Below are 23917 nucleotides of genomic sequence, written 5' to 3' on the forward strand. Positions count from 1 at the left end.
TATCTCCCTTAGCTATCCTGAACAGGTTGCTAAGATTTTGCTTGAGGCAGGGCGTGGTCAAACCCTCTATTCGAAAAAAAATCATTCTTTTCACAGTGGTTCCCGTTACACTCTTCTATAACTTGCTGAGTGCGTTGCATATTTATACCTCTTTCAAGGAATCCTCCCATGAAATTGAGATACAGATGCGCAATAACATTGTGCACTTTGCCCGTGCCCTGGATGCCTACACTCAGGAAATCATGTCCCAGGCAACAGCCCAGGTTCGTTTATTACAGACCGAAACCTACCCAACTTACCCGCTGCTTCACAGCATTCTGGCTTCCAGCCCCTTCCTGACCAGAGTCTGCTGGATCGATACTAAAAAAACGGTCACTTCAGCCTGTATCAATAAACGCAAAAACAAAGCAGAACCCACCCGACTGGCAGCACTCCCCCCGACTGAACTTGGCAAAAGCTGGCAGCAGCTTCTCAGACCCAATGACTACTGGAGCAAGCTCTATAGGGATGTCAAAACCGGAAAGAGGCTGGTCAGCTTTATTGTACCCAGCGCTCAACCGGGCGATGGGCATCTGCTTAAACTGGATGTTGATATCAACGGTATGGTCCACGATGTCATTAACCCCAAGCTATTTGAAGGACGCAATATCGGAATCAACCTCTGGAAATTCAATATGGTCGACCGCAGCGGTGATTACCTGTACAGTGACAGCACTCAGGCGAACCGCTTTGGTCATAAAAACCTGCGCCAAACCGGCGAAGTATACGGTATTGAAGGATTTGGTAATAAGATCGAACAGTGGGTTGATTCCGGTCGCGCCGAAACCTTCCGGGCCTGGCTCCCCAACCCTCAGTATCAAAAAGAATACTGGTTCTTCGGTGCCCCGGTTTCTTCTTCCCAGTGGTGGCTTTATACCTCAGTCAGTCGACAGCACGCTCTCCAGGGTGTGTTCAATATAGCCCTGCTGGACATTGCTATCATGCTGATCTCCCTGCTCTTGATCCTCGGTGGCATCTGGTATGCCTCCAAAAAAATCACCTCCCCCCTGATTACTCTGAAATCCTGCATGGACACCTTTATCGAACATCATAAGCTTGTGGAACTACCCGATACCCATTCCAGAGACGAAGCTGGCTCACTGGCCCGTTCATTCGTCAAACTGACTCAGTGGCTTGATGCCAGAGACCATGCCCTGCACCAGGCCAGAGCCAACAATATGGGGCATATCGTTCAGGGATTAAAAGGACGCTACTTTTATTTCCAACTCGACACTGACGGTAAGATTGTCCATATCAGCCGTTCGGTAAAATCGGTCCTGGGCTTCCGTAGTGAGGAGTTTTCCGGCCCATTGGAGAATTTTTTGAGCCATGATCCGGGCAATTGCGCCTTCAAAGTCAATTTTCAGAAGGTACTGCGAGGTGAGCCGGTAGAAGCTTTCGAACTGGATATCCAGAATAAACAGGGGCAGTCACGAAGGATTGAGCTTTTTTGGAACGCCATGACTTCCGGGCAGCAAAGAGTGATTGAAGGACTGGCCAATGATGTGACTGAGCGGGTCAGTGACACCCTTAAATTCAAGGCTCTGCTGAATTCTGCACCGGATGCCATGATTATCCTGAATCCGGATGGCATTATTGTCATGGTCAATTCCAGAGCGGTCGAACTGCTGGGTTTTCTGCGGGATGATCTGATCAATATGCCCCTTTCTCTGCTTGTTCCTCCTCAATCACGGGAGAACCATCCTCTGATCAGCCCTCTGCTGGACAGGGCCTGGAAACAAACACAACTGTTCCGTCAGGAAACAGAAGCCGTTGACCGACATGGACGCACCTTTCCTGCTGAGTTAACCAGTAATCCACTGATTACCCGCGATGGTATTCTTATATCCGTTGTCATCAGAGATATCACGGAAAGTAAACAGATTGAGCAGGCCCTGCTGACAGCAAGGGACGAAGCCATTACCGCCAGTCGCTCAAAAAGCCTGTTCCTGTCCTGCATGAGTCATGAGTTACGAACACCATTGAACGGTGTCATTGGCTATGCGCAGGTTTTACAGCGATCAGGAGGACTGAACCCCGGACAACACCGGAAGCTGGCCATACTTGAACGGTGCGGACAACACCTGCTGACTTTGATTAACGACATTCTTGATCTCACAAAAATTGAAACTCAGGGCGTCGATTTGCACCCGGTATCGGTTAACCTCAGACAGTTGCTGCTGGAAACCCGGGAGTTGTTTGTCCCAAGGGCAGAGCATAAAGACTTACAGCTAATATTGAACATTGACGAGCAAGTCCCGGATTGGATAGAGGTGGATGATGTCAAGCTAAGACAAATTTTGACCAACCTTCTGGGTAATGCCATCAAATACACAGAAGAAGGCTCCGTTGAAATCCTTATTAGTGTGAAGGATGAGCGACTCTGCTTTTCAGTGAAAGATACCGGTGTTGGCATTGATCCGGAAAATTTTGAAATTATCTTTGACCCCTTCAGGCAATTAGATGAAAGCCTGAAGTCAGGGGGCACAGGATTGGGTCTGGCCATTAGCCGACACCTGGTTAAAGCCATGGGAGACGACCTGACGGTTACCAGCCACGTCGGCCAGGGCAGCAGCTTCAGGTTTTCAATCCCGTTGAAAGAAGTTCCGGCACTGGACACCGATAACGTCTTTTCTTCCGATCAGGTGGAACTGATACTTGCTGACAATCAGACCTATACCGCACTGATTGTTGATGATCTGGAAATAAACCGTGACCTGCTCAAGGTCATTATGGAAGAAGCCGGCTTTAAAACGCTGGAAGCCTGTGATGGACTGGAAGCCCTGGCCTGCCTCGAAACCCGGAAACCCGAACTGGTCATGATGGACATCAGAATGCCCAGAATGGATGGGATAGAAACTTTGAAACATATTCGTCTGAATCCCGAGCTGAAAAATCTGAAAGTAATCGCTGTGACTGCCAGCGCAGGCTCTGACATCCATACGCGCCTGAAGCAGAAAGGATTTGATGGTGTCCTGGCCAAACCCTTCAAGGTGAATTATCTCCTACAAGTAGTGGCCAGCCATTTGAAACTGAATATCAGAAAATCACGAGTAGCCACCGACAAAGCGGAAGTTTCAGAATTGCCAAAACTGGATGAGACTCATAAAAAAGCATTGCTCAGAAAAGTCTCCCAGGTCCTTGAGTTTGGTGACATACAAGAACTGACGTCTATAACAAATGAATTCAAAGAAGCACACTTGCAAACGTATTGTCAGTATCTTCTGCAAATAGCCGAAGCCTGTGACATGGACGAGCTGGAAAAGTTCTACGAGCAACTGCAGAGTCAGTCTGACAAAAGCCCGGCCTGAGAGTGCAAATTACTACAACAGCACTCAGTATTAACCTATACTGCGCCATTATTTACCCCATCGAGAAACCCATGAATTCAACCTCAATTATTCAGGAAATTCAGGATAAACTGACTCTCACCCTGAAAGACATCTATGCACTGGCACTCAGTGCCGATGAACAGCTGGAAATTCTGCAAAAAGAAGAGAAAGGCAAGTTTTCTGCCATTTTTCAGCAGGACGCAGGTTTCAGTGCCTCCGCTAACCGTTTTCTGCCCTACCTGATCGAATTAAATGAGGAGATCCAAAGCCTGCCCATCATGGAACCCGAAAACCAGAAAGATAAGATCCAGGGCATTATGAAGAAGATGAGAATGATACACGAAGTGCTGGCCAGATTTCACAGCATCAAAGACGAAACGCTGCACTGAGCCCGAGAGGACTGAGTTCCCCAGCTTCGGCCGTAGCGAATCTGTCTCAGATACCCCTTGCAAAATACGGCCGCCAAGGTAATATACGGCGACGTCAACGGGGCACTTCCAGATCCTCGGAAGCGTAGTCGGAGCGTAGCGCAGCCTGGTAGCGCACCACAATGGGGTTGTGGGGGTCGGAGGTTCGAATCCTCTCGCTCCGACCAGTTTTTGCTGTTTTGATACTCTTTTCTATATTTTGTTACCGTTTCCTGAAGTATTTTTTCAAGACCCAAGAAAACCAGCCAATCGATAACTCACCATTTCATTGAACAGAGCAAAGTTTACCTGACACTATCTTTTACGATTGTCAGGTGTCTAATTCATCAGGATGAACTCTTTGGCGAACGATGTTAGTTTGTTCACGCTGAGATTCTTCATATGATGGTGGAGCAGTAGTGTTTTGATCATTGAAGGTGATGCTTGACCTCGGGCCGGGAGATCGCTGAGACTGAGAAGTCCCTGCTGTATTTCTATAAGCTTCAGCTCTTAATCGATTTCTACGTGCTGCGGCTCTTAGTCGATCATGTTCTAGTCGATCACACTCCTTAAGAAACTCCTTTTGGAGTATGTAACCTATCTGATCGCCAACAACCCATCCAACTGCGACAGTTGTCACAGTTCCTAAAGTGCCAAATGACATATACCTCGCACCAGCGTAACAGCTAGCGGAAACAATAGACGAAGGGACTACACTCATTAGAAAATGTGTGAACTTCTTCTGATCCCGTGAAAGGCCATCATAATAATCAGCATCCCATAAAGTATTATGAAGAAGTAAGTGTTTTACGGATTTTACGGACCAATTCAAGAATCTGCCAACGTTTGACCCTGTCTCTGGTTCTGTTTGTGTGCCTCGATCAACCAATGTATGACGGGCTACTTGATTATCTACATTCATAATAAGATGCCTCCTGTTTTTAAATTATGATTCGTTCAAATTACACTTTCTCAAACGAGAGTGAGTTTCCCTGACATTTGGGACAGCACACCATACAAAATCCCAACGGGTATTTGGGATGCCTGGTAATCTGACAATAGAATTAAATTTTTCTTCCTATCAACTGAGACCGTCTTATTAGATGAATAGTTCCATTAACTCCATTTTCAGATGTAAATAGTTTCTCATCCCTGAACGGCCTGCCTGCAACCCCGCCGACAAACCATCAAATGGCTAGACAGGTTTTAAATCGACCAAAGAAAGCATACCAATGAAGACAACCCGTATAAGCCTTACGGTTATGAGGAAAAGAGAACCACGGCTCATTATTTCACTCTGCAAGGTCTCACATTTTAAATAGATAACCATGAACTTTTCTGTCCAATTGCTGTCAAAAAGCACAAGTTTTCATGGAGATTCTATTGCTATGAGATACGGATTAAAATCAACAACCGTAGCCACAGCTAAAAAAGCAACTAAAAAGAGTAAGACTGACTTAAACCCCAAGGTTTCAACGTTTACTCCACCTGCTCAGCGTGTTCATGAACATTCGGACACGCCTTCCAATAGCCAGCAAAGGGGGAAGACCCCTTATCCTGAGGCTACCACAGAGAGGATCAATCACGCCTTCGAAGCACTAAAAAAACAAAATTTCGAGAGTGCAGAAGAAGCATTCCGGGTCATCTTAAACGAAGATCAGGACGTACTAAGTCCGTTCCACTACCAAAACATAGTCGTAGGACTTGCAAGGTCGCTAAAAGAGCAAACCGAAAAAAAACAGATAGAAGCCTGCTCTCTACTGCAAGAACTCAGGTCGACCGGGTCGTTCACTGAGTTCGGGGCTTCGACCATTCATAACCTTGATCTAACCCTGAGCCGTTGTGAAGAGGCAGTTGGAGGGTACCTTGACGCTGAAGCACGACTATTAGCACTGAGAAACAAAAAGCCAGATGCCGATGCAAAAACCCTGTGCGAGCCTTCTGGCAATTTTAACGCAGATATTACTATGGCCCGACTTTGGCAATCCATGGACAAACACACGCTGACTGAAACACTTCTTCTGAACATAAAGTCAGAGCTGACTAAAAGGTTGCAGTCAAAACCCTATGCTCCCACTGAACAAAGGCTCAGCAAACACCTCCATACCGTCAACATGGCTCTGGTTCGAATCTGGCAAGTGATGGACAAGCATGAACGGGCTGAAGGACTGCTGCTAAACATCAGTGACAGACACCCCAATGCCGACGAAGACAGGCTGTGTGAACCCTCCGCGCATCATGATATTGACCTTAAACTGGTGCGTCACTGGGAGTTGGTGGGCAAATACAAACGGGCAGAAAGGCTGCTGCTGAACATGAGCGGCAAACCCCCCAATGCCAGTGAGGACATTCTCTGCACTCACTCTGAAGATCGTGACATTGACTTGGCACTGGTGCGACTCTGGCAGTTGATGGATAAACATAAACTGACTGAAAGACTTCTGCTGAGCATGAGCGGCAAGCACCCCAATGCCAGTGAGGACATTCTCTACACCCCCTCTGAACATCTTGACATTGATCTGGCTCTGGTTCACCTCTGGCAGACGGTAGGCAAACATGAACTGGCAGAAAAACTGTTTCGGGGTTGCTGTGAATTCTATCATTCGAATGAATGTGAATTAGCACTGCTGAATATATCTTCCGGTTGATATTTTACTCAACGTAAATGGCGGCAATGTTCCGCCGCGGTGTACCCATTACCGTCAGCGGGGTACACCTTATTCGACAATTTGCTCAAACCTTCGGACTGTTAAAAACATGGCAGGAAGCGGGGGCATTTTGCTTTTCCTCTTAGGTAGCGTAATCGCTAAAAATGCATGCCGGGCAGAAAAGGGGCACAAGTGGCTTGCTCAGCGAGCCGAGCTTAACGCCCCAATCAAGAGGGTGTCGCAAAACGCCAACAACTCATTCCCATGCTCCATATGGGAATGGATACCCTCCTGAAAACCGGGCTCTAAGACTCAAATAATTCATCACAATCGGTTCCTCCCTGCGGGCGCAGGGAACACGGAGATAACGGGCAAAACGTACAGCCTAAATTCGGTTCATCCCTTCGGGCGCAGGGAACACTTCATATACATTTTTTCAGCCACCCCAGCCACCGGTTCATCCCTGCGGGCGCAGGGAACACAGCGTCTGGCGCAGCTTCAGCGCCCGGTTGTTCGGTTCATCCCTGCGGGCGCAGGGAACACAGTTTCCAGAAGGGTGACCAACTGGAATCATTCGGTTCATCCCTGCGGGCGCAGGGAACACATGTGACCACCTGATTTAATAGTGTCATAGACCGGTTCATCCCTGCGGGCGCAGGGAACACAACCAGTGTCAGGGCGGCTTTCAGTGCGTTTTCGGTTCATCCCTGCGGGCGCAGGGAACACTTCTGATTGTTGTTAAATCAATCTCTGTCGTTCGGTTCATCCCTGCGGGCGCAGGGAACACTACTGAGTAGCGCGTACTTCTTCCAGTTCCTGCGGTTCATCCCTGCGGGCGCAGGGAACACCAAAATGGTGGCGTCGTCAGGTTCGGACAGTGCGGTTCATCCCTGCGGGCGCAGGGAACACTGTAAATAACTGTACGGAGCCTGAAAGGTTCGCGGTTCATCCCTACGGGCGCAGGGAACACGTATTGATCAGGCTAACTGCATCCATGTGCTGGCGGTTCATCCCTGCGGGCGCAGGGAACACGACTGAGCCATGTGCAGCCCTCGTTTTGAACCCGGTTCATCCCTGCAGGCGCAGGGAACACACTGGAGTGTTTCTCAATTAGAACCTGCCGATCGGTTCATCCCTGCGGGCGCAGGGAACACCAGAAAAAGAACCCTATCCAGTACAGATAATGCGGTTCATCCCTGCGGGCGCAGGGAACACAACAAATACGACAATTAAAAAATCTTAAATTACGGTTCATCCCTGCGGGCGCAGGGAACACCGTTATATGAATGCGGTGTATGGCCGTATTGCCGGTTCATCCCTGCGGGCGCAGGGAACACTTTTGCCCACGTCCCGGTTAACCAGTCCTGCGTGGTTCATCCCTGCGGGCGCAGGGAACACGAGTGATAATAAGACTGATCATCTAACTGTTTCGGTTCATCCCTGCGAGCGCAGGGAACACTATTTGTGTAATGTCATTCATTGCTGAGTTTCCGGTTCATCCCTGCGAGCGCAGGGAACACTGGCGAGGTGCCTGCAGCAATCATCTCGCCGTCGGTTCATCCCTGCGAGCGCAGGGAACACAAGAACCTATGAAGTTGGTCTACTCCTTATTGCGGTTCATCCCTGCGAGCGCAGGGAACACGTATGAAGGTTTAAATCTAGATTGGTAGCTACCGGTTCATCCCTGCGAGCGCAGGGAACACGCCAGGCGGCAGCTTCCATAAGTGAAACGTAGCGGTTCATCCCTGCGAGCGCAGGGAACACACCCCGTTGGTGAACTGGAAGTTGTCGAATACCGGTTCATCCCTGCGAGCGCAGGGAACACTATGCGGCTTTCAGCTAATCACGCGCAAACCTCGGTTCATCCCTGCGAGCGCAGGGAACACATGCTTTAACACGGGTTTTCATATTAAGAAGCCGGTTCATCCCTGCGAGCGCAGGGAACACCGACGCATCCAGCTTTCTTTTGATCTTGAGAACGGTTCATCCCTGCGAGCGCAGGGAACACGCGCACTACTCTATCAGCGACGACGGCATGAGCGGTTCATCCCTGCGAGCGCAGGGAACACAAGAGGCGACTCTGGAATACTGAAGAAAGATTCGGTTCATCCCTGCGAGCGCAGGGAACACAGGCTCATTTTGTCATATCCACCATGTGATACTGGTTCATCCCTGCGAGCGCAGGGAACACATGGTGGTATTGGGGACGACAGCTTTATGATGCGGTTCATCCCTGCGAGCGCAGGGAACACTAACTCAAACTCAAGTTCTGCTTTTTCTAATTCGGTTCATCCCTGCGAGCGCAGGGAACACTTAGTAAAGCCACGTTTAAGCTCAAAATAATACGGTTCATCCCTGCGAGCGCAGGGAACACCTCATAAAGCTGGTTAAATTGTTCAACAGTCACGGTTCATCCGTGCGAGCGCAGGGAACACTTTGCCCGCGCTACCCGCTCGCGGCCTTCCGCCGGTTCATCCCTGCGAGCGCAGGGAACACATCCAGTTGAGCGCCGATTGTAGTCAGTCTTGCGGTTCATCCCTGCGAGCGCAGGGAACACTATCTTTTGCTGACCCTTTGTCGGTGCCCGCTCGGTTCATCCCTGCGAGCGCAGGGAACACACAACAAGGCTTTTTTCACCGATCAGGCAACGCGGTTCATCCCTGCGAGCGCAGGGAACACGCGTAGTTGGTCTGTCGTGTTAAACTGTCGCCCGGTTCATCCCTGCGAGCGCAGGGAACACTCATCTATCAGCATCGTTGCCTACCTCTGTAGCGGTTCATCCCTGCGAGCGCAGGGAACACGAACGTAATCAACCTGAGCTATACCTGCCCCACGGTTCATCCCTGCGAGCGCAGGGAACACAGCGTCAGTGCCGGCAACAACACCCGGTACAACGGTTCATCCCTGCGAGCGCAGGGAACACCCCTCTTCCACCTTTTCAAAATATTTAACAATCGGTTCATCCCTGCGAGCGCAGGGAACACAGGTGTCCGCCATTGTTGGCCAGGGTAAACATCGGTTCATCCCTGCGAGCGCAGGGAACACAAAGCTCAACCATACTGAATGAAAGAATTAACCGGTTCATCCCTGCGAGCGCAGGGAACACATCTCTTTAGCTCTGTTCAGGACGTGAACGCACGGTTCATCCCTGCGAGCGCAGGGAACACTTCTTTATCCCCGCTTTCAGCAACCGGATAAACGGTTCATCCCTGCGAGCGCAGGGAACACTCCCGGTTAACCAGTCCTGAGCATCACGAGGGCGGTTCATCCCTGCGAGCGCAGGGAACACAAAAATTTGACACAAAAAGTATATTCCGACTACGGTTCATCCCTGCGAGCGCAGGGAACACGGCTTCAACAGCATCATCAACCGTGAACTGACCGGTTCATCCCTGCGAGCGCAGGGAACACCAAACCGCCGTAAAACGCCCTATTTTCTGTGTCGGTTCATCCCTGCGAGCGCAGGGAACACGTTATTAACGGTTCCGCAATAACGAGTAGAGTCGGTTCATCCCTGCGAGCGCAGGGAACACCTGTGTGCCCTGTGTGACAAATTTTTTGTAATCGGTTCATCCCTGCGAGCGCAGGGAACACTCTTTTGCATAGTTAACCGCTGAATTAGCAGTCGGTTCATCCCTGCGAGCGCAGGGAACACCAGAGCCATCTTTCTTGCGTCGAAAGCTCACGACGGTTCATCCCTGCGAGCGCAGGGAACACAATTGTGAAATTAACATAATTTGCACCTAATTCGGTTCATCCCTGCGAGCGCAGGGAACACATCAGAAATTCGCCGATATGTCAGGGCTAACCCGGTTCATCCCTGCGAGCGCAGGGAACACAAAGATGTTTGTTCGCTTATCCTGATACACATCGGTTCATCCCTGCGAGCGCAGGGAACACTTTTTGTCGTACAAATCCTAGCTGTTTAAGTACGGTTCATCCCTGCGAGCGCAGGGAACACAATATGCGAATGGCAGAATTAGTCGTTTAAAACGGTTCATCCCTGCGAGCGCAGGGAACACTCCGTCGGTTTTAGTAGTTTTAGTAACCGTATCGGTTCATCCCTGCGAGCGCAGGGAACACATCCGATTGATCCTGACCCATCAAGATAATGTCGGTTCATCCCTGCGAGCGCAGGGAACACTGCCTCTAAAAGAATATCTCTGTCTTTAGTGTCGGTTCATCCCTGCAGGCGCAGGGAACACAAAGACCAAAATATTGTTTTTCATATTCACGGCGGTTCATCCCTGCAGGCGCAGGGAACACGTCTTAATGAATTTTCGTCCCTGTTTTTGAAACGGTTCATCCCTGCAGGCGCAGGGAACACATCCGATTGATCCTGACCCATTAAAATAATGTCGGTTCATCCCTGCAGGCGCAGGGAACACTCCCTAAGCTCATGGCCTTTCCTTTCAGCGATCGGTTCATCCCTGCAGGCGCAGGGAACACATCCGATTGATCCTGACCCATAAGAATAATGTCGGTTCATCCCTGCAGGCGCAGGGAACACTAGCTGATGGTGTCCCCAGAAATCACGAATTGCGGTTCATCCCTGCAGGCGCAGGGAACACTGTCGTTATCAAGTCACAATTACATAATAACACGGTTCATCCCTGCAGGCGCAGGGAACACCAAAGGGAGTTCAGATAAGAATTCAACGAAGTCGGTTCATCCCTGCAGGCGCAGGGAACACTTTGAAATAATTTTACCGAACATATTTTTTTCCGGTTCATCCCTGCAGGCGCAGGGAACACTATACCATCGACAAACTGACCGATGTTTGTTCCGGTTCATCCCTGCAGGCGCAGGGAACACTAAAGCTGAGGGATTAAGGTCAATTTCCCTAACGGTTCATCCCTGCAGGCGCAGGGAACACTCGACGACTTGCTGATAAGTAAATGAACGAATCGGTTCATCCCTGCAGGCGCAGGGAACACCCATTATTAGCATCAATACTAACTACGGTGAGCGGTTCATCCCTGCAGGCGCAGGGAACACTTACATTTGCATGTACGATGTGTTTTGGTGTGCGGTTCATCCCTGCAGGCGCAGGGAACACTATACCATCAACGAATTGTCCAATATTTTTTCCGGTTCATCCCTGCAGGCGCAGGGAACACATAAAATTCATGCAACACCGTCAAGTATGATTCGGTTCATCCCTGCAGGCGCAGGGAACACAACGACACTTGTCCTCCATTACAATTCGACGACGGTTCATCCCTGCAGGCGCAGGGAACACATGCTAATCAGATTTACTATTAGACGACTGCCCGGTTCATCCCTGCAGGCGCAGGGAACACGTTGACCATGGTGATGACTTGTTCTTTGGTGCGCGGTTCATCCCTGCAGGCGCAGGGAACACGTTTGCCCTGTCTTTTCCGGAGAGATACCCATCGGTTCATCCCTGCAGGCGCAGGGAACACGGATAAGAATTCAACGAAATCATTCCACAATCCGGTTCATCCCTGCAGGCGCAGGGAACACCGAACCGACCAAAGAATTTTTTATGAGAGCGTCGGTTCATCCCTGCAGGCGCAGGGAACACTCGTTTTGTGTTATTACAGTAACTATTAATCTCGGTTCATCCCTGCAGGCGCAGGGAACACGGCCTCGTAAGATTTGCCAGCACCGGGCAATCCGGTTCATCCCTGCAGGCGCAGGGAACACCGTGCTCAATCGCCCGCACTCCCGCCCCCGCACGGTTCATCCCTGCAGGCGCAGGGAACACGTATAGCAACGACATCCGGGTTCCTGGCCATCCGGTTCATCCCTGCAGGCGCAGGGAACACATCTGAAGCCTATAAAAAAGCGTCGTATAGAGCGGTTCATCCCTGCAGGCGCAGGGAACACCACACACCGTTTGATACAGGAACAATAGTTAGCGGTTCATCCCTGCAGGCGCAGGGAACACAATTCAGCCATAATTTTTTTAATGCGGGAACGCGGTTCATCCCTGCAGGCGCAGGGAACACAATAGATGCGGTTTCAGGCATTGAAAACAACGCGGTTCATCCCTGCAGGCGCAGGGAACACTGTCGTTATCAAGTGACAATTACATAATAACACGGTTCATCCCTGCAGGCGCAGGGAACACTAGCGCAGAAGGATTTAGGTCTATTTCCCTAACGGTTCATCCCTGCAGGCGCAGGGAACACCCACCTGAATTAAAAAAGGAGGCATAAGCCCCCGGTTCATCCCTGCAGGCGCAGGGAACACACTTAATACAGACGACATAGTGAGCGAATCACCGGTTCATCCCTGCAGGCGCAGGGAACACTACACAGCCTGCCGGTTTAGGATAGGTGGTTACGGTTCATCCCTGCAGGCGCAGGGAACACATTTGATGAAACTTATATTGATTTTTCTACAGCGGTTCATCCCTGCAGGCGCAGGGAACACCCGCCATTTCCGCAATAGCAGACCATAGCACCCGGTTCATCCCTGCAGGCGCAGGGAACACTCTAAAAAAATACACGATTAAATCAACAAGTTACAAGACCTAAATTTTCCACCAGCGAATTCATCAAAAAATCACTGTAAATACTCCATTGTTAAAGAACAGATTAATTACTCTTCCGATTTAAAAAGAACCAGCCTTAAACCATCTTCTTCAATCGGTATTCTCCTGTTTCTGCCGTGGGTTTGAAAATCAAATCCGGACTCTGTGTTGGTGGCCCAGGCCATGGCCACGTTGCCATCTTCAGCCAGCGCATTAATTTGCTCCCAAATCATTTCCCTGATTCTTATAGAGACATCACCAACGTACACGCCTGCCCGAATTTCCAGAAGCCAGACAGCCAACCTGCCTCTCAATCTCGGTGGCACATTTTCAGTCACCACAACCAACATACTCATTTCAACTGCTCCTATGGCCTGTGTCACCAATAGAAACAGGCTCAGGAATCGCCGGTGGTTGTGCATCATCCGGCGGTGGAGGTGGCGTAATTTCTCCTGCCGCCAGAATCTCTTCAATAGAGGGAATGATCTTTTTCAGAAGTCGTGTTTTACGGAAACTGTCACGACAGGCGATACGTACATCCCTGTCCGGGTTATGGGTACCCTTGGCAGCAATCTGAAACGCGACAGGCACCACTGTTTCAAATTTGAACAGGTCAGCAATGTCATACACAAATGCTTTGGGCTTGCCAGAATGAATAAATCCGATCGCAGGGGCATAGCCCGCCGCTAATACCGCCGCCTCAGTAACGCCATAGAGGCAGGCTGTAGCGGCACTTAAACATTTGTTGATGGTGTCGCCTGATTCCCAATCCTTTGGGTCATAACTTCGCCCCTTCCATTCCACACCGTATTGTTTTGCCATCAGCTGATACGTTTTCCTGACCCTGGCACCTTCGATCCCTCTCAGTTGATCCACTGAACGACGAGAAGGGGCAGGCTCACCAAAACGAAACTCGAACATCTTGCGAACGACTTTAAGTCTCAGTTCTTCATCCAGAGCCAGTTTTGCCTGATAGAGCAACTTATCTGACCTTGCACCGCCCGGCTGTCCGGCCGAGTAGAGTCGAACACCGGACTCACCCGTCCAAATCAGCAATGTACCGGTCGTTGCCGCCAGTTTGACGGCAGCATGGGACACCCGTGTACCTGGCTCGAGCATAATACAAACGACAGAACCCACAGGAATATGCTTTCTGTCACCTTTGACTTCATCAACCACAACAAAAGCGCCATCACGGACATCTATCCGGCCTTTGCTGACAAACACCATGGACATCCGATCTTTGATTGGGATGGGTTTTAGTGGGATAAACGACATCTTGCCTCCCTGTTATCGTTCTCTTTAAGTCTTAACAAGCAGCAAGACTTAACAGCCCCATGCCAAAGGATTTTGCAGGCCCTATGCCTTCAACCACAGCCGTTTGCAATGCTGTCGGATCGTCCACCAGCACTAGCCCCTCAAACAACACCGGCTGCACCTTACCACTGCGCTTTTCCCGTGTTTTGCGGAAGTAAAGTGGATTTTCCTGCACTATATTGACCGCCTGTAAACAGACTCCGGACTGTTTGAGTTTACTGCTCAGCCATTGCTGTTGCTGTTCTTCACTGATTAAAGGCACCCTGACCGAACGGATATGAGTTCTACCGTTACGGGTCACTGTACCTTTACGCTCATCCTTCACTGCCTTAACCGGATTACATCGCAGTCGGAATCGCAGTTGCTGACCTTGCTGAAATTGATAATTTACAACTTTCGTTGCCAGACAACGAACATGTTCACCGCTGTCAGCTGGCTTTAAGTGTGATTGCATTAAGACCTGAGCCCCAAACGCACGACTCAGGCTTTCTACACGAAACAAAAAGGTGCGGTTATCATTCGGTCGATCAGGAAACAATTGCCACAAAGCCCGATGAAGTTCGTAAGCATTGTTACTCTTTGCAGGGGCAATATGCACTTTAGCCAGATACATCACATCCCTCCTCTTTCGTCAGCACCTGCACATGGACACTCCGATTAGCAAACTGCCTTGGCTGTTCAGTGATGGGTACATCCCTGAGTTGAAGCGGGCGGCTGCCTGATTTTTCTTCGTTGTAGACTGTACCGGCTACAGGTTTAATTTTAATCAGTGCAGCCAGCGCATCTTCGGCTTCAATCATGTTTTCAAACAAGGGTCGAACCAATGGACAACTCCGTCGGCCCAGAACCGGAGTGAAGACGGGTTTGTGTACGGCTTGCTGCAATTGTTGCAGAGAGATACTGGCTTCTGCCAGATTCCAGATGGCAACAGTGTATTTGGCATCCTGCCAATACTCACGCCAGGTCTGAATGGTCTGATGGCTTTTCAGTCCTTGATAATCAACCCGTGCATCCTTGACGGTGTGGTAGTCAGTCATTTTTATCGGCCTGTGTTTGCCCTGGTCAATACGCACTGCAAAGCCGACACTCGTCGCTAGTTGGCGCTGCCTTTCAAAGTCTTCACGGTCAATACCAAGACAGGCTCCCAGAAGACCCAGCAAGGCACTGCGCCCCGGAAAAGCCTCCGATGGTCGTAATCCTTCAAAGCTGTGTTTGCCCCAGCTTTGCAGGGGACCTTCCAGTTTCAGAATCAAATGCTGTCGCATCATCAGTCCTCACCGTTGTTTTGAACCCATTGCTTCAGTGCGGATAAGGATTCAACAGCACTAATACCTTTAGGAACTTCAACGTCTTCAAGCACAAATTCGGCACAGCTATCATCCAGATCAAACCCTACGGCCAGTTTTTGCCAATGATCATGGAGTTCGTTTATTGAAGGACGGCGGAAACCATTGCCAGTTTCCTTAACGGGGTCTTCGAAGGCATTGACCAGAGACAGTGGCTGATCAGAAAAACAAACCAGTGCCAGGTCAGCCAAATTGTGGGCAGCAAAACTTTGTTGCTTGGCAGAAGGCACTTCAGTGGCAAGCATATGCAACACATGGGCAGCAACTTCCAACGCCTGTTCACGGGAAGCATCACCCAGATTTTTTTGTAATTGCTGAAGGTTCAGGCTGGCATAACGATAAAAAACGCCAGAAGAAAATTCCTGGGTATCCAGATGGCCTGATCCTATTTCCTGCAAATCATCAACGGCAGTGAACCAGTCGATATCGGCATCAACTGCGTGAGTGGTGATGGAATGAGCCACTGCGAGAGCCCCATCAACATTGGTCATTAAACCTGATGTTGCCATTCGACCCGACAGAGCAATATCTGTTGTTCGTCCACAAGCTTTAACCATTGCTTCAGTGCGCTCTTTTAGCTCTCTTTTTACTATTTTTGCCAGAAAAATATCTTTAACTTCATCATCAGATAATTTCGGCTTCTTTGCCGTTGCCTTTCTTTTACCCTCTTTCTCTATAGCTTTTTTCAGTGACTCATAATCCTTTTCATTTAAATCAGACTCATAGATTTCTTGAACAAGCGCACAAAATGTTTTGAACTCTGAGACAGACCAAGGTGCTACTGCTATTTTCTTTTGTGTGCTTTCCTCGTCTGATTCCACACCATCATCTGAGTCATCAATCACCTTGCTGGAAAAAAGCTCTATGCTCTTAGAAATCCATTTTTCATCAATTTTTGGAGCCAGCTGAGTTAATTCTTTCCCTAACAGCTCCAGTTGTCTGGTACGAATTGATACCTCGGGAAAATTCACCTGATAGTACTCACTGGTGCGCATTGCACGCTTCAAGCTCTGGCTGGAAACACGCACCCGGCGTTTACCACCGAAAATAGCCGATTTCTGCATATTCATGTCATCACGGTTAAGGCAGGACGGGCTATGGGAAATCAGGATATGGAAGTTTACAAAGTTCTTATTCATAAGGTTGTCCTTTTAGATGTCAGGTAAAAAAACGGTTCAGGAGGACTCTTTCTGATGCAGAAAGAAATTTTCCAGCAATTTTTGCTTTTGTTCAGGCTTATCCCAGCTCAATAGCAGCCAGGCTGCCTGCGAAAAGTCAACGACTGGTTTCACGTACTGCAACAAACGGCGCAACTGAATCAGATCATTGGGTTCCTGTGAGCGAATCACCATAAACAGCCGTTTTTCCCTGACTCCAGCCTCAGCCAGAGCTTTACCCAATGAATTACCACCATCCTGATGTTGCAGATATGGCAGACAATAAACCAGCCGCCGAACATTTATATGGCTGCCATAACCTCGCGTTAGCCGATAAAAGGCGGGGACTTCAATGAGATCATCGGGTGTCGAAACCCTGCGTAACTCGGCTTTGTAACCAGCGCTCAAATCATCATAACGATTCCACAACTGGATGAAATCCTGAGACTTTTTGTTAGAAGGTTGCATTTAATTCTCCTCTGTCACCACAGGCTGAAGTTCAGCCAGTGATTTATTCAGGCTGCGCCGGGCCAATGCCAGTGCTTTGAGCATTTTGGGTTCCTGCCGGTAGGGTTGTGTGAGCTGATCAAATAATTGCAATACTGCTTGTTTTAATTGAGTGCGCAGGCGATCTATAGCGGGTAGTGGCTCCTTGAAATTGATATCGGCAAAGATGTCCCGAATCCATTGCTCTGTTTGTTGGAAGTAGAGGTCGTCACCCGACTGGCAGAGATTGACACCAGAGCCTTTGATCTCTTTGTTTTTATCCTTAATACCATCTGAAAAGAGATAGAGCGCCTTGCGCAAAGCCGTTTTGTAACCCAGTCCTGTCTTTATGATATAGTGGATCACCTCTCCGTGTTCAGCCCAACCATCTGCCAGACTGAAAAACTCATGGCGCCGCTCCAGTACCGTTGCCTGGTTGTTTCTATAACCGCCGATAACAAATCGTAAGTGCTTCTGCTTGATCAAATTGTCATCCCTGCTCTGTATCAGTACAGGAGCAGGAATTTGTCCTTCTTTACTGGATTCCATTGCCACAACCAGACGGCTTAGTTGTGTCCAGCCAGGTGCGGTGGTGGTAAACGACGGAAACTTTTCTTCTTTCTTGCCTTTGACAATCTTGAAGGTTCGGGCTGACAGTGGGTGCGGCCAGTTACCCTCCACTGTGTAATTAAATTTGGCTTTATTAAAACCTTTATACAGGGGTGCAGAGGCATTACAGACACTGCAGCAACCTTTGTCTTCAGCAGGCAAGAGTTCAAAATGTGCTGGTTGCCATAGTAGCCCACGAGCAAGACCGATGTTCGTTGCTCGAATTTTTTCTCCTGCTTTGACGGGATCAACATAGTTTGGGGCTTGTTGAGCAGTAGCTTGATGCCAAGGCATAACAATGTTACTCAAACGCTCCTGATGCAGCACATTCAACCATACTGTTGTACGCAGATCAGGCTTGGTAATTAGTTGCGTAACAGGCCCGGTAATCAGTTGCGTAATTGGTGTGCTACCGCGCAGGCTTCCCTTGAAGCCACCGCCCATGCTGGGACAGTTATTAGCCATGTTAAATAAGGCGATCGCCGTACAGCTGCCACAGAGCCCTTCTGCTAATCCATGAGGATTAACAAAGGGTTTGTTGGTTCCGTCTGCCACACCTGCCAGCAGCTTATCCATCGGGGTCGGTTTGCTCGCCTTAACCCCGCGGATTTGCATAAACGGCGTATCCGGGTGATTCAGATCAAACCAGGCCTCTTTACCCTTGACCCCCTTCAGAAACTCATCGGTAGACAAGGGCTTTTTAAGTCGAGCCAGCAGCTCTTTTCGATCAGATGGTGTGAAACAAACCTGAGTGATAGCTGCCAATAATTGCAAACAAGCCAGCTCAAAATCATCGCGGGGTAGGCAAAGGTCACCCCTTTCCTCCCCACATAAGAGTTGCCGATAGGTGATCCAGTGCCGGGCACCCTCGTACTGAAGGGGAATCCACGGTTGGTCAAGTAATGAAAATGGCTTCAATTTTTTATGTCTCTTCAAATGACAAGCAGTGTAAAAACCAAGATTCACGCAGCAAGCTTATGGTCATTGAAGAGTTCAAAATCGTAACGTCTGCTTCAAGCCAACCCAACAACCACAACATGCTGCTACAGGATGAAGAGCATAATAAAGCCTAGATATAATTATTCAAGTGGTTAGTTTATATCAAGTCACCAGCAGACAAGATTGCTTAAGGATGTTATATCTGACCGCCTGGCCTTAATACAGGATGACCATCGGTATCAAAACAACTTTGAGCAGTACCCGGTAAAGCACGAATCAGACGATTGAGCATATCGCTGTCATTTGCAAACACAGTCATCCAGATGCTCCAGTAAGCATGACCAACAGCCGTTTCAACAACCTGATCCCTGAAGTCTTCATTGTCATTGCGCTGTAACCGTTGCTTGGTTCGTTGGGCAATTTGCCAGACTTCTCTTCTCTGTTGCCAGCGACGATCAGAAGCTGTTGCTTGCAAAGGCGTTTTATCCAGGCCAGTTAGTCGGATAGTTCGCATAGCTTTTTCTCTTTCAGAATCAGAGAGTGACTGATTCGGGCGAACAACCCCGTCCTCTGAGTATTCAAAAGCTCTGAAAGTATTATCTGCATCAGGCCAGAAGCAGCTGTTTATAAGCGGATCATGATCACCCTTGGTTGAATTGCAATTCGTACAACCCAGCAGAAAGTTTGACCAGGATAATGCCGAATCTTCGTGATGTTTTTTCGGCAGAACATGCTCAACTGCCAGAGATGCGTCAAGCTTCATTTCACAGTAAGAACAATAACCACCCAGTCTTTCAATTAAATCCCTTCGGGCATTTTGGTATTGACTGAATTGCTTTGGATTTCCATTCGCATCCAGAGGCTCAGCCTCCTTATCCACTGGCCTCATGAATTACTCCTCTACAGCTTTTCCTTTGCCCAGACCGGCTGCGGCTCGTTCCATCTCAAGAAAGGCATGGTAAGCCACATTATCACTGAAGGGTGCGCTCAGCTCGTCCAGCTCCTGCTTTAACTGCTCTTTCTCTTCCTCTGAAGCAACGTTCGCTTGCTGAAGCAACGTGTAATATTTTTTAGCGGTATCATTCATTGCCTGCCAACGCTGACTCCGAGAAGGCACCTCAACGCCCATCACCCTTTCCACAATATCTTCAATACTCTGATCACTGAATGGTTCTTTTGGCGCAGGAGACGCTGCTTCAGAGCTTTCATCTGTGGGAAGAAAAGAGTTCAAGTCAACCACTTCACCGGGTCGTAAAGATTGAATGATGAAAGGAGAATGAGTAGTAGCAATAAACTGCACTTTCGGGAATGCTTCCCGCAGGTCATTTAGTACCCGTCGTTGCCATTTGGGATGCAGATGCAAATCGACTTCATCAATCAGCACAATGCCAGGGGTTTCTAATGGGGCCATCTCCATCAGATGAGGATTCAGACGACCTGCTCTGTGTGCGATATCTGCCACTATAGCCAGAGTATTACGATAACCATCACTCAGATTATCGAAGCTGAATAGCTGTCCATTTCCCAGCTCAATCATTAGCTGCTGCAGTTCAATATCAAAATAAAAGTGCCTGCACTCAGGTATACAAAATTGAATCGACTTACGAACCGCCTCAAGTACGCCGAATTTTTTACCCTTCTGGAACGAAGCCTGTTCCAGCTGGGCAAACCATCTAAGAAACAACTTGTGGCTGGAAGCCGGATCAAGGCAATCACGATAGCCTGCCGATCTGGATTCAGGCTTCGTCAACTTTACATCTTGTTTGATATGCCAAAGACGACCAGTGCCGTAGTAACCAAAAACGGGCAACAGGACTTCTTCGCCTTTTTCCACCCTGGCTCTGGCGTCTTTCCCCACTTTGGCAATGTTCTTTGCCAGAATACGGGTCGTTTTACCTTTCTCGGATTTCAGTTCCCGAGTCCAGTGCAAGTCTTCCAGAAGAGATGAATCATTACTATTGGCCAACTCGGCCAGAGAGGCACGACAAGAAAGCGAAACCCCTTCGTCCCACTGCGGCTCAAGAGTGACTGTGTCACCCAGATTGATCTGCTTTAGCCGTACCTCTTCCTTACGGATATGCCGCCCTACACCAGCTTTGAAATCCAGCAGATAACTCCCCATCATAATGGACAGAGCATCAAGAATGGCGCTTTTACCGGTTGCATTATCACCAATGAGGACTGAGACATTCGTATCAGTATTAAACTTGAAGACCGAGTCCTCAAACTTCCGAAAGTTTTTGAGCCTGAGCTCACGTATCTTCATACATTCACCTGAACCTGCGAACCCTTGTCAGACCTTGCTAAACAAAGGCTCTGGATAAATCAGAGACCTCAATCATAACCCTTAACAACCCTTTGTGCCCGTGTATCTAATAACAACTCCACCAAAAAGAGCCAATGTTATATAATGGAAATTCCCTCTCACAGAGGGATGAACCGTGGTTTGTTTATATAAAGCTCAGTTCACTCCCTGTTCCCCGCGCCCGCGGGGATGCCTCATTTTTTTATGCGCTGAAAACCAGCCTCCGCAGAATACTTGTACTCTGTCTCCCCCCAGTGCCCCCGGTAGCCTTGCTCGTCGGCTTCCATTTCCAGCCATATTAATCTGACATCATCCATATCGGGCAACTGCCCTTCATTTTTATTCCAACTGGCTGGTATTCCAAGACTGTTAAGGCTAATTTTTTCAAAACGGTTACTTTTATCCAACTCATCAACCACCGAACCATCCAACAGGCAACGTTCACCCTGAGCATTGGAAATAACTGGAACCAGTGTCAGATTCATTTCACCGTCACGGGTAACTGCAGAAATTTTATCATCAGTGTCTGCCAGCGTATTCATCGCGGATTTAATTAATACTTTTGCGCCCATACGCTGGCTTTGCTGATGATCAGCAAAATCTTGATGAGACGCCATAACCCAGTCAGGCTCACTCCCCCAATCTTCTTCATCATAAACCGACTCAATCCATTGCCGATATGCTTCAGGAAATTCAACGATATTCCCAGAACCCGCCAACAACTGTTCAGTTCGCCATAATATACGACTATCACCATATATTAATTCATGCAGCTGATACTCTTCAGACTCCGGTGGCACCAGCACAGTACAAAGAGGTTGATCAAATCCCTCAGGACGCTTGTGCTTGTTTTGATGTCGATGCAGCCGACCCCAACGCTGGAATAACAGGTCGACGGGACAAAGTTGACTGATCATCCAGTCCATATCAGCATCAATAGAACATTCAAAAACCTGGGTACTGACCAATATATTCCCCTTCTGTCGCTTACCTTCAGGGCCAAACAAGCCAAGAACTTTATTTTCTTTCTTCTCACGGTCAGCAAACACAAAGCGAGAGTGAAACAGTATCAGCTGGTCTTCACTCAGTCGCCCTGCCGCTTTTTTCCGTAACTGTCGTAGAGACTGCTGCGCTACATCAACAAGATTGCAGATAAAACAGACCTGAGCCCCCTGCTCTGCGGCAGTAATCATTCGCTCCAACAAGTCATCATCAGGCAACAACCCGGATACGGTTTGCAGTTCGATATTGACATGCGTTTTGGCGGGCTGCTGACGGACATCAAGCGAGAAGTGCTGCTGCTTTTGTCCGTAGCTGGTTATGAGTGGATAAGGGGCATCAACGGGATTTTCAAAATGGCTGGGCACTGTGTTTACGGCCCAGACTTCCATTAGCTGCTGCTTTTGGTAGTCCGGCAAAGTTGCAGACAACAAAATGGCCGATCCGCCCGCAGTCCGCTGCTGTTTCAATACTTCCTCCAAAAGGCCGTACATGTAGGCATCATAAGCATGCACCTCATCAATGATGAGAACACTGCGCCCAATACCAAACCCACGAACAAACTTGTGTCGCACCGGCAACACTGAAGCGAGCACCTGATCTACGGTACAAATGCCGACTTGTCCTAAAAAAACTCTTTTTTTACTTTCGGCCAGCCATTGCGCGCATTGAACTCTGGCTTCCTTTTCCCCCTGTGCGGGGTGCGAATTGGCTGCTTGTTTGAGATCGATAAAATCCTGCTGAAATCCAGCCCGACCATGAGCCAGCACCGCATTGATGCTTCCCTCAAAAATGTTAGGTGCAGCCTTTTCTATACGCCCCAACATAGCGTTGGCTGTTGCCTGAGTCGGCAGTGCGAAGACAATACTATCGGCAAAGTTCTGTTGGATTAATTGCCAGGCATGAGCCAGCGCGGCCTCTGTTTTTCCTGAGCCAGTTGAGGCTTCTATTAATGTTAAGCTCTCAGTAAGCGGTAGTTGATCCACCAGACTCTGAACTTGTCGTGGCTGATACCCTTCCTCAAGCAAGTTCTGAATAGCAGGATTGTCACGAGCTTGATAACCAGTAATCCCTGCTCGATGAAGCAATCGTCTGGCGATCGTCAGGCGAGATTCAAACCACTCCTGAAGATCACCTGTCGGCTGGCTTTGAAATTCAAAATCACCCTCATCACTGGCTGAACCCAACCAGTCAGAAACCGAACAAAAACCAGCCAGCAAAGTGCCATCAGCCATAAATGGCGGATCATCTTCCAGTGTCAGCCCGGCAGGTTTTAAAAATAGAGACTCAAGCGCTTTCAACCACGCCTGACGAGCCTGTTTCAGCAATTCCAGTCCCTGGACACTGACCATACCGGGTGATAAACCAAAGCGGCTGTCATCTTTGTCGGAGCTACCTGCCAGGGTTCCATGATGCCCTGCAACCGGCCCCAGCCAACTCAACCATGCCTGCCAGCTTTCATTTTCGTCATCATCACAAAAAATATCACGGTCGTCTTGTTCACCTTCGAAACGATCCTGCCAATCTTGATACAACCAATAAACTCCGGCTGGCCCGTGATAATAATCATTATTGTTTTCCTGAGGCTTAAAGCAATCTGCCTCAGGATTAACCTGCTGCCAGACATTCCTCGCTTTTAATTGAAAACGGATATCAAATTTGCCCAGATCGTGTAAGGCAATAAAAAAAAGTAACCACGCCTGAGTCTGCTCATCGGGCAGGCCACTTTGATGACAAAACTGGCGTCGGAGCGACGCAGATGCCTGCCACCAGACCCTGCCAACCGCAGCTACATCCAAACAGTGATAAACCAGCAAATGATAACTAGCAT

General features: G+C 48.8%; 14 protein-coding genes, 1 tRNA gene and 1 CRISPR repeat array. Of the genes, 4 read left to right on the forward strand and 11 right to left on the reverse strand.

From position 1 onward, the window contains the following. The first annotated feature begins 53 nt into the window (after positions 1-53). The 3 genes from KDK16_RS13565 to KDK16_RS08210 all read left to right on the forward strand — a co-directional run bounded on the left by KDK16_RS13565 (position 54) and on the right by KDK16_RS08210 (position 3966). Positions 54-3350: a PAS domain S-box protein gene (locus tag KDK16_RS13565; RefSeq protein ID WP_257275555.1), complete on the forward strand. Its 3297-nt coding sequence runs from the start codon at positions 54-56 to the stop codon at positions 3348-3350. A 71-nt stretch (positions 3351-3421) separates the two neighbouring features. Beyond that, on the forward strand, positions 3422-3760 hold the full coding sequence (locus KDK16_RS08205; RefSeq protein ID WP_257275556.1) for a hypothetical protein: 339 nt from the start codon (positions 3422-3424) through the stop codon (positions 3758-3760). Positions 3761-3889: 129 nt separating this feature from the next. Next, a tRNA-Pro gene (locus tag KDK16_RS08210) sits at positions 3890-3966 on the forward strand. 143 nt (positions 3967-4109) lie between these two features. Here KDK16_RS08210 and KDK16_RS08215 read toward each other — a convergent pair. Continuing rightward, positions 4110-4700 carry a hypothetical protein gene (locus KDK16_RS08215; RefSeq protein WP_257275557.1) on the reverse strand — a complete coding sequence of 197 codons (591 nt, stop codon included), beginning with the start codon at positions 4698-4700 and terminating at the stop codon, positions 4110-4112. 466 nt (positions 4701-5166) lie between these two features. Between KDK16_RS08215 and KDK16_RS08220 the strand changes: the two genes are divergently transcribed. After that, positions 5167-6426, forward strand: a complete 1260-nt coding sequence (locus tag KDK16_RS08220; protein ID WP_257275560.1) for a hypothetical protein — start codon at positions 5167-5169, stop codon at positions 6424-6426. 331 nt (positions 6427-6757) lie between these two features. Continuing rightward, positions 6758-12889: direct repeats of the CRISPR family, unit length 29 nt; unit sequence CGGTTCATCCCTGCGAGCGCAGGGAACAC. 107 nt (positions 12890-12996) lie between these two features. Here KDK16_RS08220 and cas2e read toward each other — a convergent pair. The 10 genes from cas2e to cas3 all read right to left on the reverse strand — a co-directional run. Further along, positions 12997-13284 (reverse strand): type I-E CRISPR-associated endoribonuclease Cas2e, encoded by a 288-nt coding sequence (gene cas2e, locus KDK16_RS08225; protein WP_257275562.1) that lies wholly within the window; start codon positions 13282-13284, stop codon positions 12997-12999. Between the two features lies 1 nt (position 13285). Continuing rightward, entirely contained in the window at positions 13286-14206 is a 921-nt protein-coding gene (gene cas1e / locus KDK16_RS08230; RefSeq protein WP_257275563.1) for a type I-E CRISPR-associated endonuclease Cas1e, read from the reverse strand. A gap of 31 nt (positions 14207-14237) precedes the next feature. Continuing rightward, complete coding sequence (cas6e, locus tag KDK16_RS08235; RefSeq protein ID WP_257275564.1) at positions 14238-14858, reverse strand: type I-E CRISPR-associated protein Cas6/Cse3/CasE; 621 nt, start codon at positions 14856-14858, stop codon at positions 14238-14240. Further along, entirely contained in the window at positions 14845-15513 is a 669-nt protein-coding gene (gene cas5e / locus KDK16_RS08240) for a type I-E CRISPR-associated protein Cas5/CasD (protein WP_257275565.1), read from the reverse strand. Before cas5e ends, cas6e begins: the two co-directional genes overlap by 14 nt. Continuing rightward, complete coding sequence (gene cas7e, locus KDK16_RS08245) at positions 15513-16730, reverse strand: type I-E CRISPR-associated protein Cas7/Cse4/CasC (RefSeq protein WP_257275566.1); 1218 nt, start codon at positions 16728-16730, stop codon at positions 15513-15515. The genes cas5e and cas7e overlap by 1 nt, the downstream gene beginning before the upstream one ends. Positions 16731-16766: 36 nt before the next feature. Continuing rightward, positions 16767-17216, reverse strand: a complete 450-nt coding sequence (gene casB, locus KDK16_RS08250; protein ID WP_257275567.1) for a type I-E CRISPR-associated protein Cse2/CasB — start codon at positions 17214-17216, stop codon at positions 16767-16769. Continuing rightward, complete coding sequence (casA, locus tag KDK16_RS08255) at positions 17217-18761, reverse strand: type I-E CRISPR-associated protein Cse1/CasA (protein ID WP_257275568.1); 1545 nt, start codon at positions 18759-18761, stop codon at positions 17217-17219. It lies immediately after the preceding gene. A gap of 217 nt (positions 18762-18978) precedes the next feature. Then, positions 18979-19671: an HNH endonuclease gene (locus KDK16_RS08260; protein WP_257275569.1), complete on the reverse strand. Its 693-nt coding sequence runs from the start codon at positions 19669-19671 to the stop codon at positions 18979-18981. 3 nt (positions 19672-19674) lie between these two features. Then, a complete protein-coding gene (locus KDK16_RS08265; RefSeq protein WP_257275570.1) occupies positions 19675-21048 on the reverse strand; it encodes an AAA family ATPase in 1374 nt (457 codons plus the stop codon). A 233-nt stretch (positions 21049-21281) separates the two neighbouring features. After that, a partial coding sequence (gene cas3 / locus KDK16_RS08270; RefSeq protein WP_257275571.1) for a CRISPR-associated helicase/endonuclease Cas3 occupies positions 21282-23917 on the reverse strand: 2636 nt, incomplete at its 5' end.

The organism is Endozoicomonas sp. SESOKO4 (genome assembly GCF_024606275.1).

Coding starts and splice junctions, on each gene's coding strand:
- KDK16_RS08215 (WP_257275557.1), bottom strand. CDS start 4,700: ATGAATGTAGATAATCAAGTAGCCCGTCATACATTGGTTGATCGAGGC.
- cas1e (WP_257275563.1), bottom strand. CDS start 14,206: ATGTCGTTTATCCCACTAAAACCCATCCCAATCAAAGATCGGATGTCC.
- cas6e (WP_257275564.1), bottom strand. CDS start 14,858: ATGTATCTGGCTAAAGTGCATATTGCCCCTGCAAAGAGTAACAATGCT.
- KDK16_RS08260 (WP_257275569.1), bottom strand. CDS start 19,671: ATGAGGCCAGTGGATAAGGAGGCTGAGCCTCTGGATGCGAATGGAAAT.
- cas2e (WP_257275562.1), bottom strand. CDS start 13,284: ATGAGTATGTTGGTTGTGGTGACTGAAAATGTGCCACCGAGATTGAGA.
- cas5e (WP_257275565.1), bottom strand. CDS start 15,513: ATGATGCGACAGCATTTGATTCTGAAACTGGAAGGTCCCCTGCAAAGC.
- casB (WP_257275567.1), bottom strand. CDS start 17,216: ATGCAACCTTCTAACAAAAAGTCTCAGGATTTCATCCAGTTGTGGAAT.
- KDK16_RS08220 (WP_257275560.1), top strand. CDS start 5,167: ATGAGATACGGATTAAAATCAACAACCGTAGCCACAGCTAAAAAAGCA.
- KDK16_RS08205 (WP_257275556.1), top strand. CDS start 3,422: ATGAATTCAACCTCAATTATTCAGGAAATTCAGGATAAACTGACTCTC.
- cas7e (WP_257275566.1), bottom strand. CDS start 16,730: ATGAATAAGAACTTTGTAAACTTCCATATCCTGATTTCCCATAGCCCG.
- KDK16_RS08265 (WP_257275570.1), bottom strand. CDS start 21,048: ATGAAGATACGTGAGCTCAGGCTCAAAAACTTTCGGAAGTTTGAGGAC.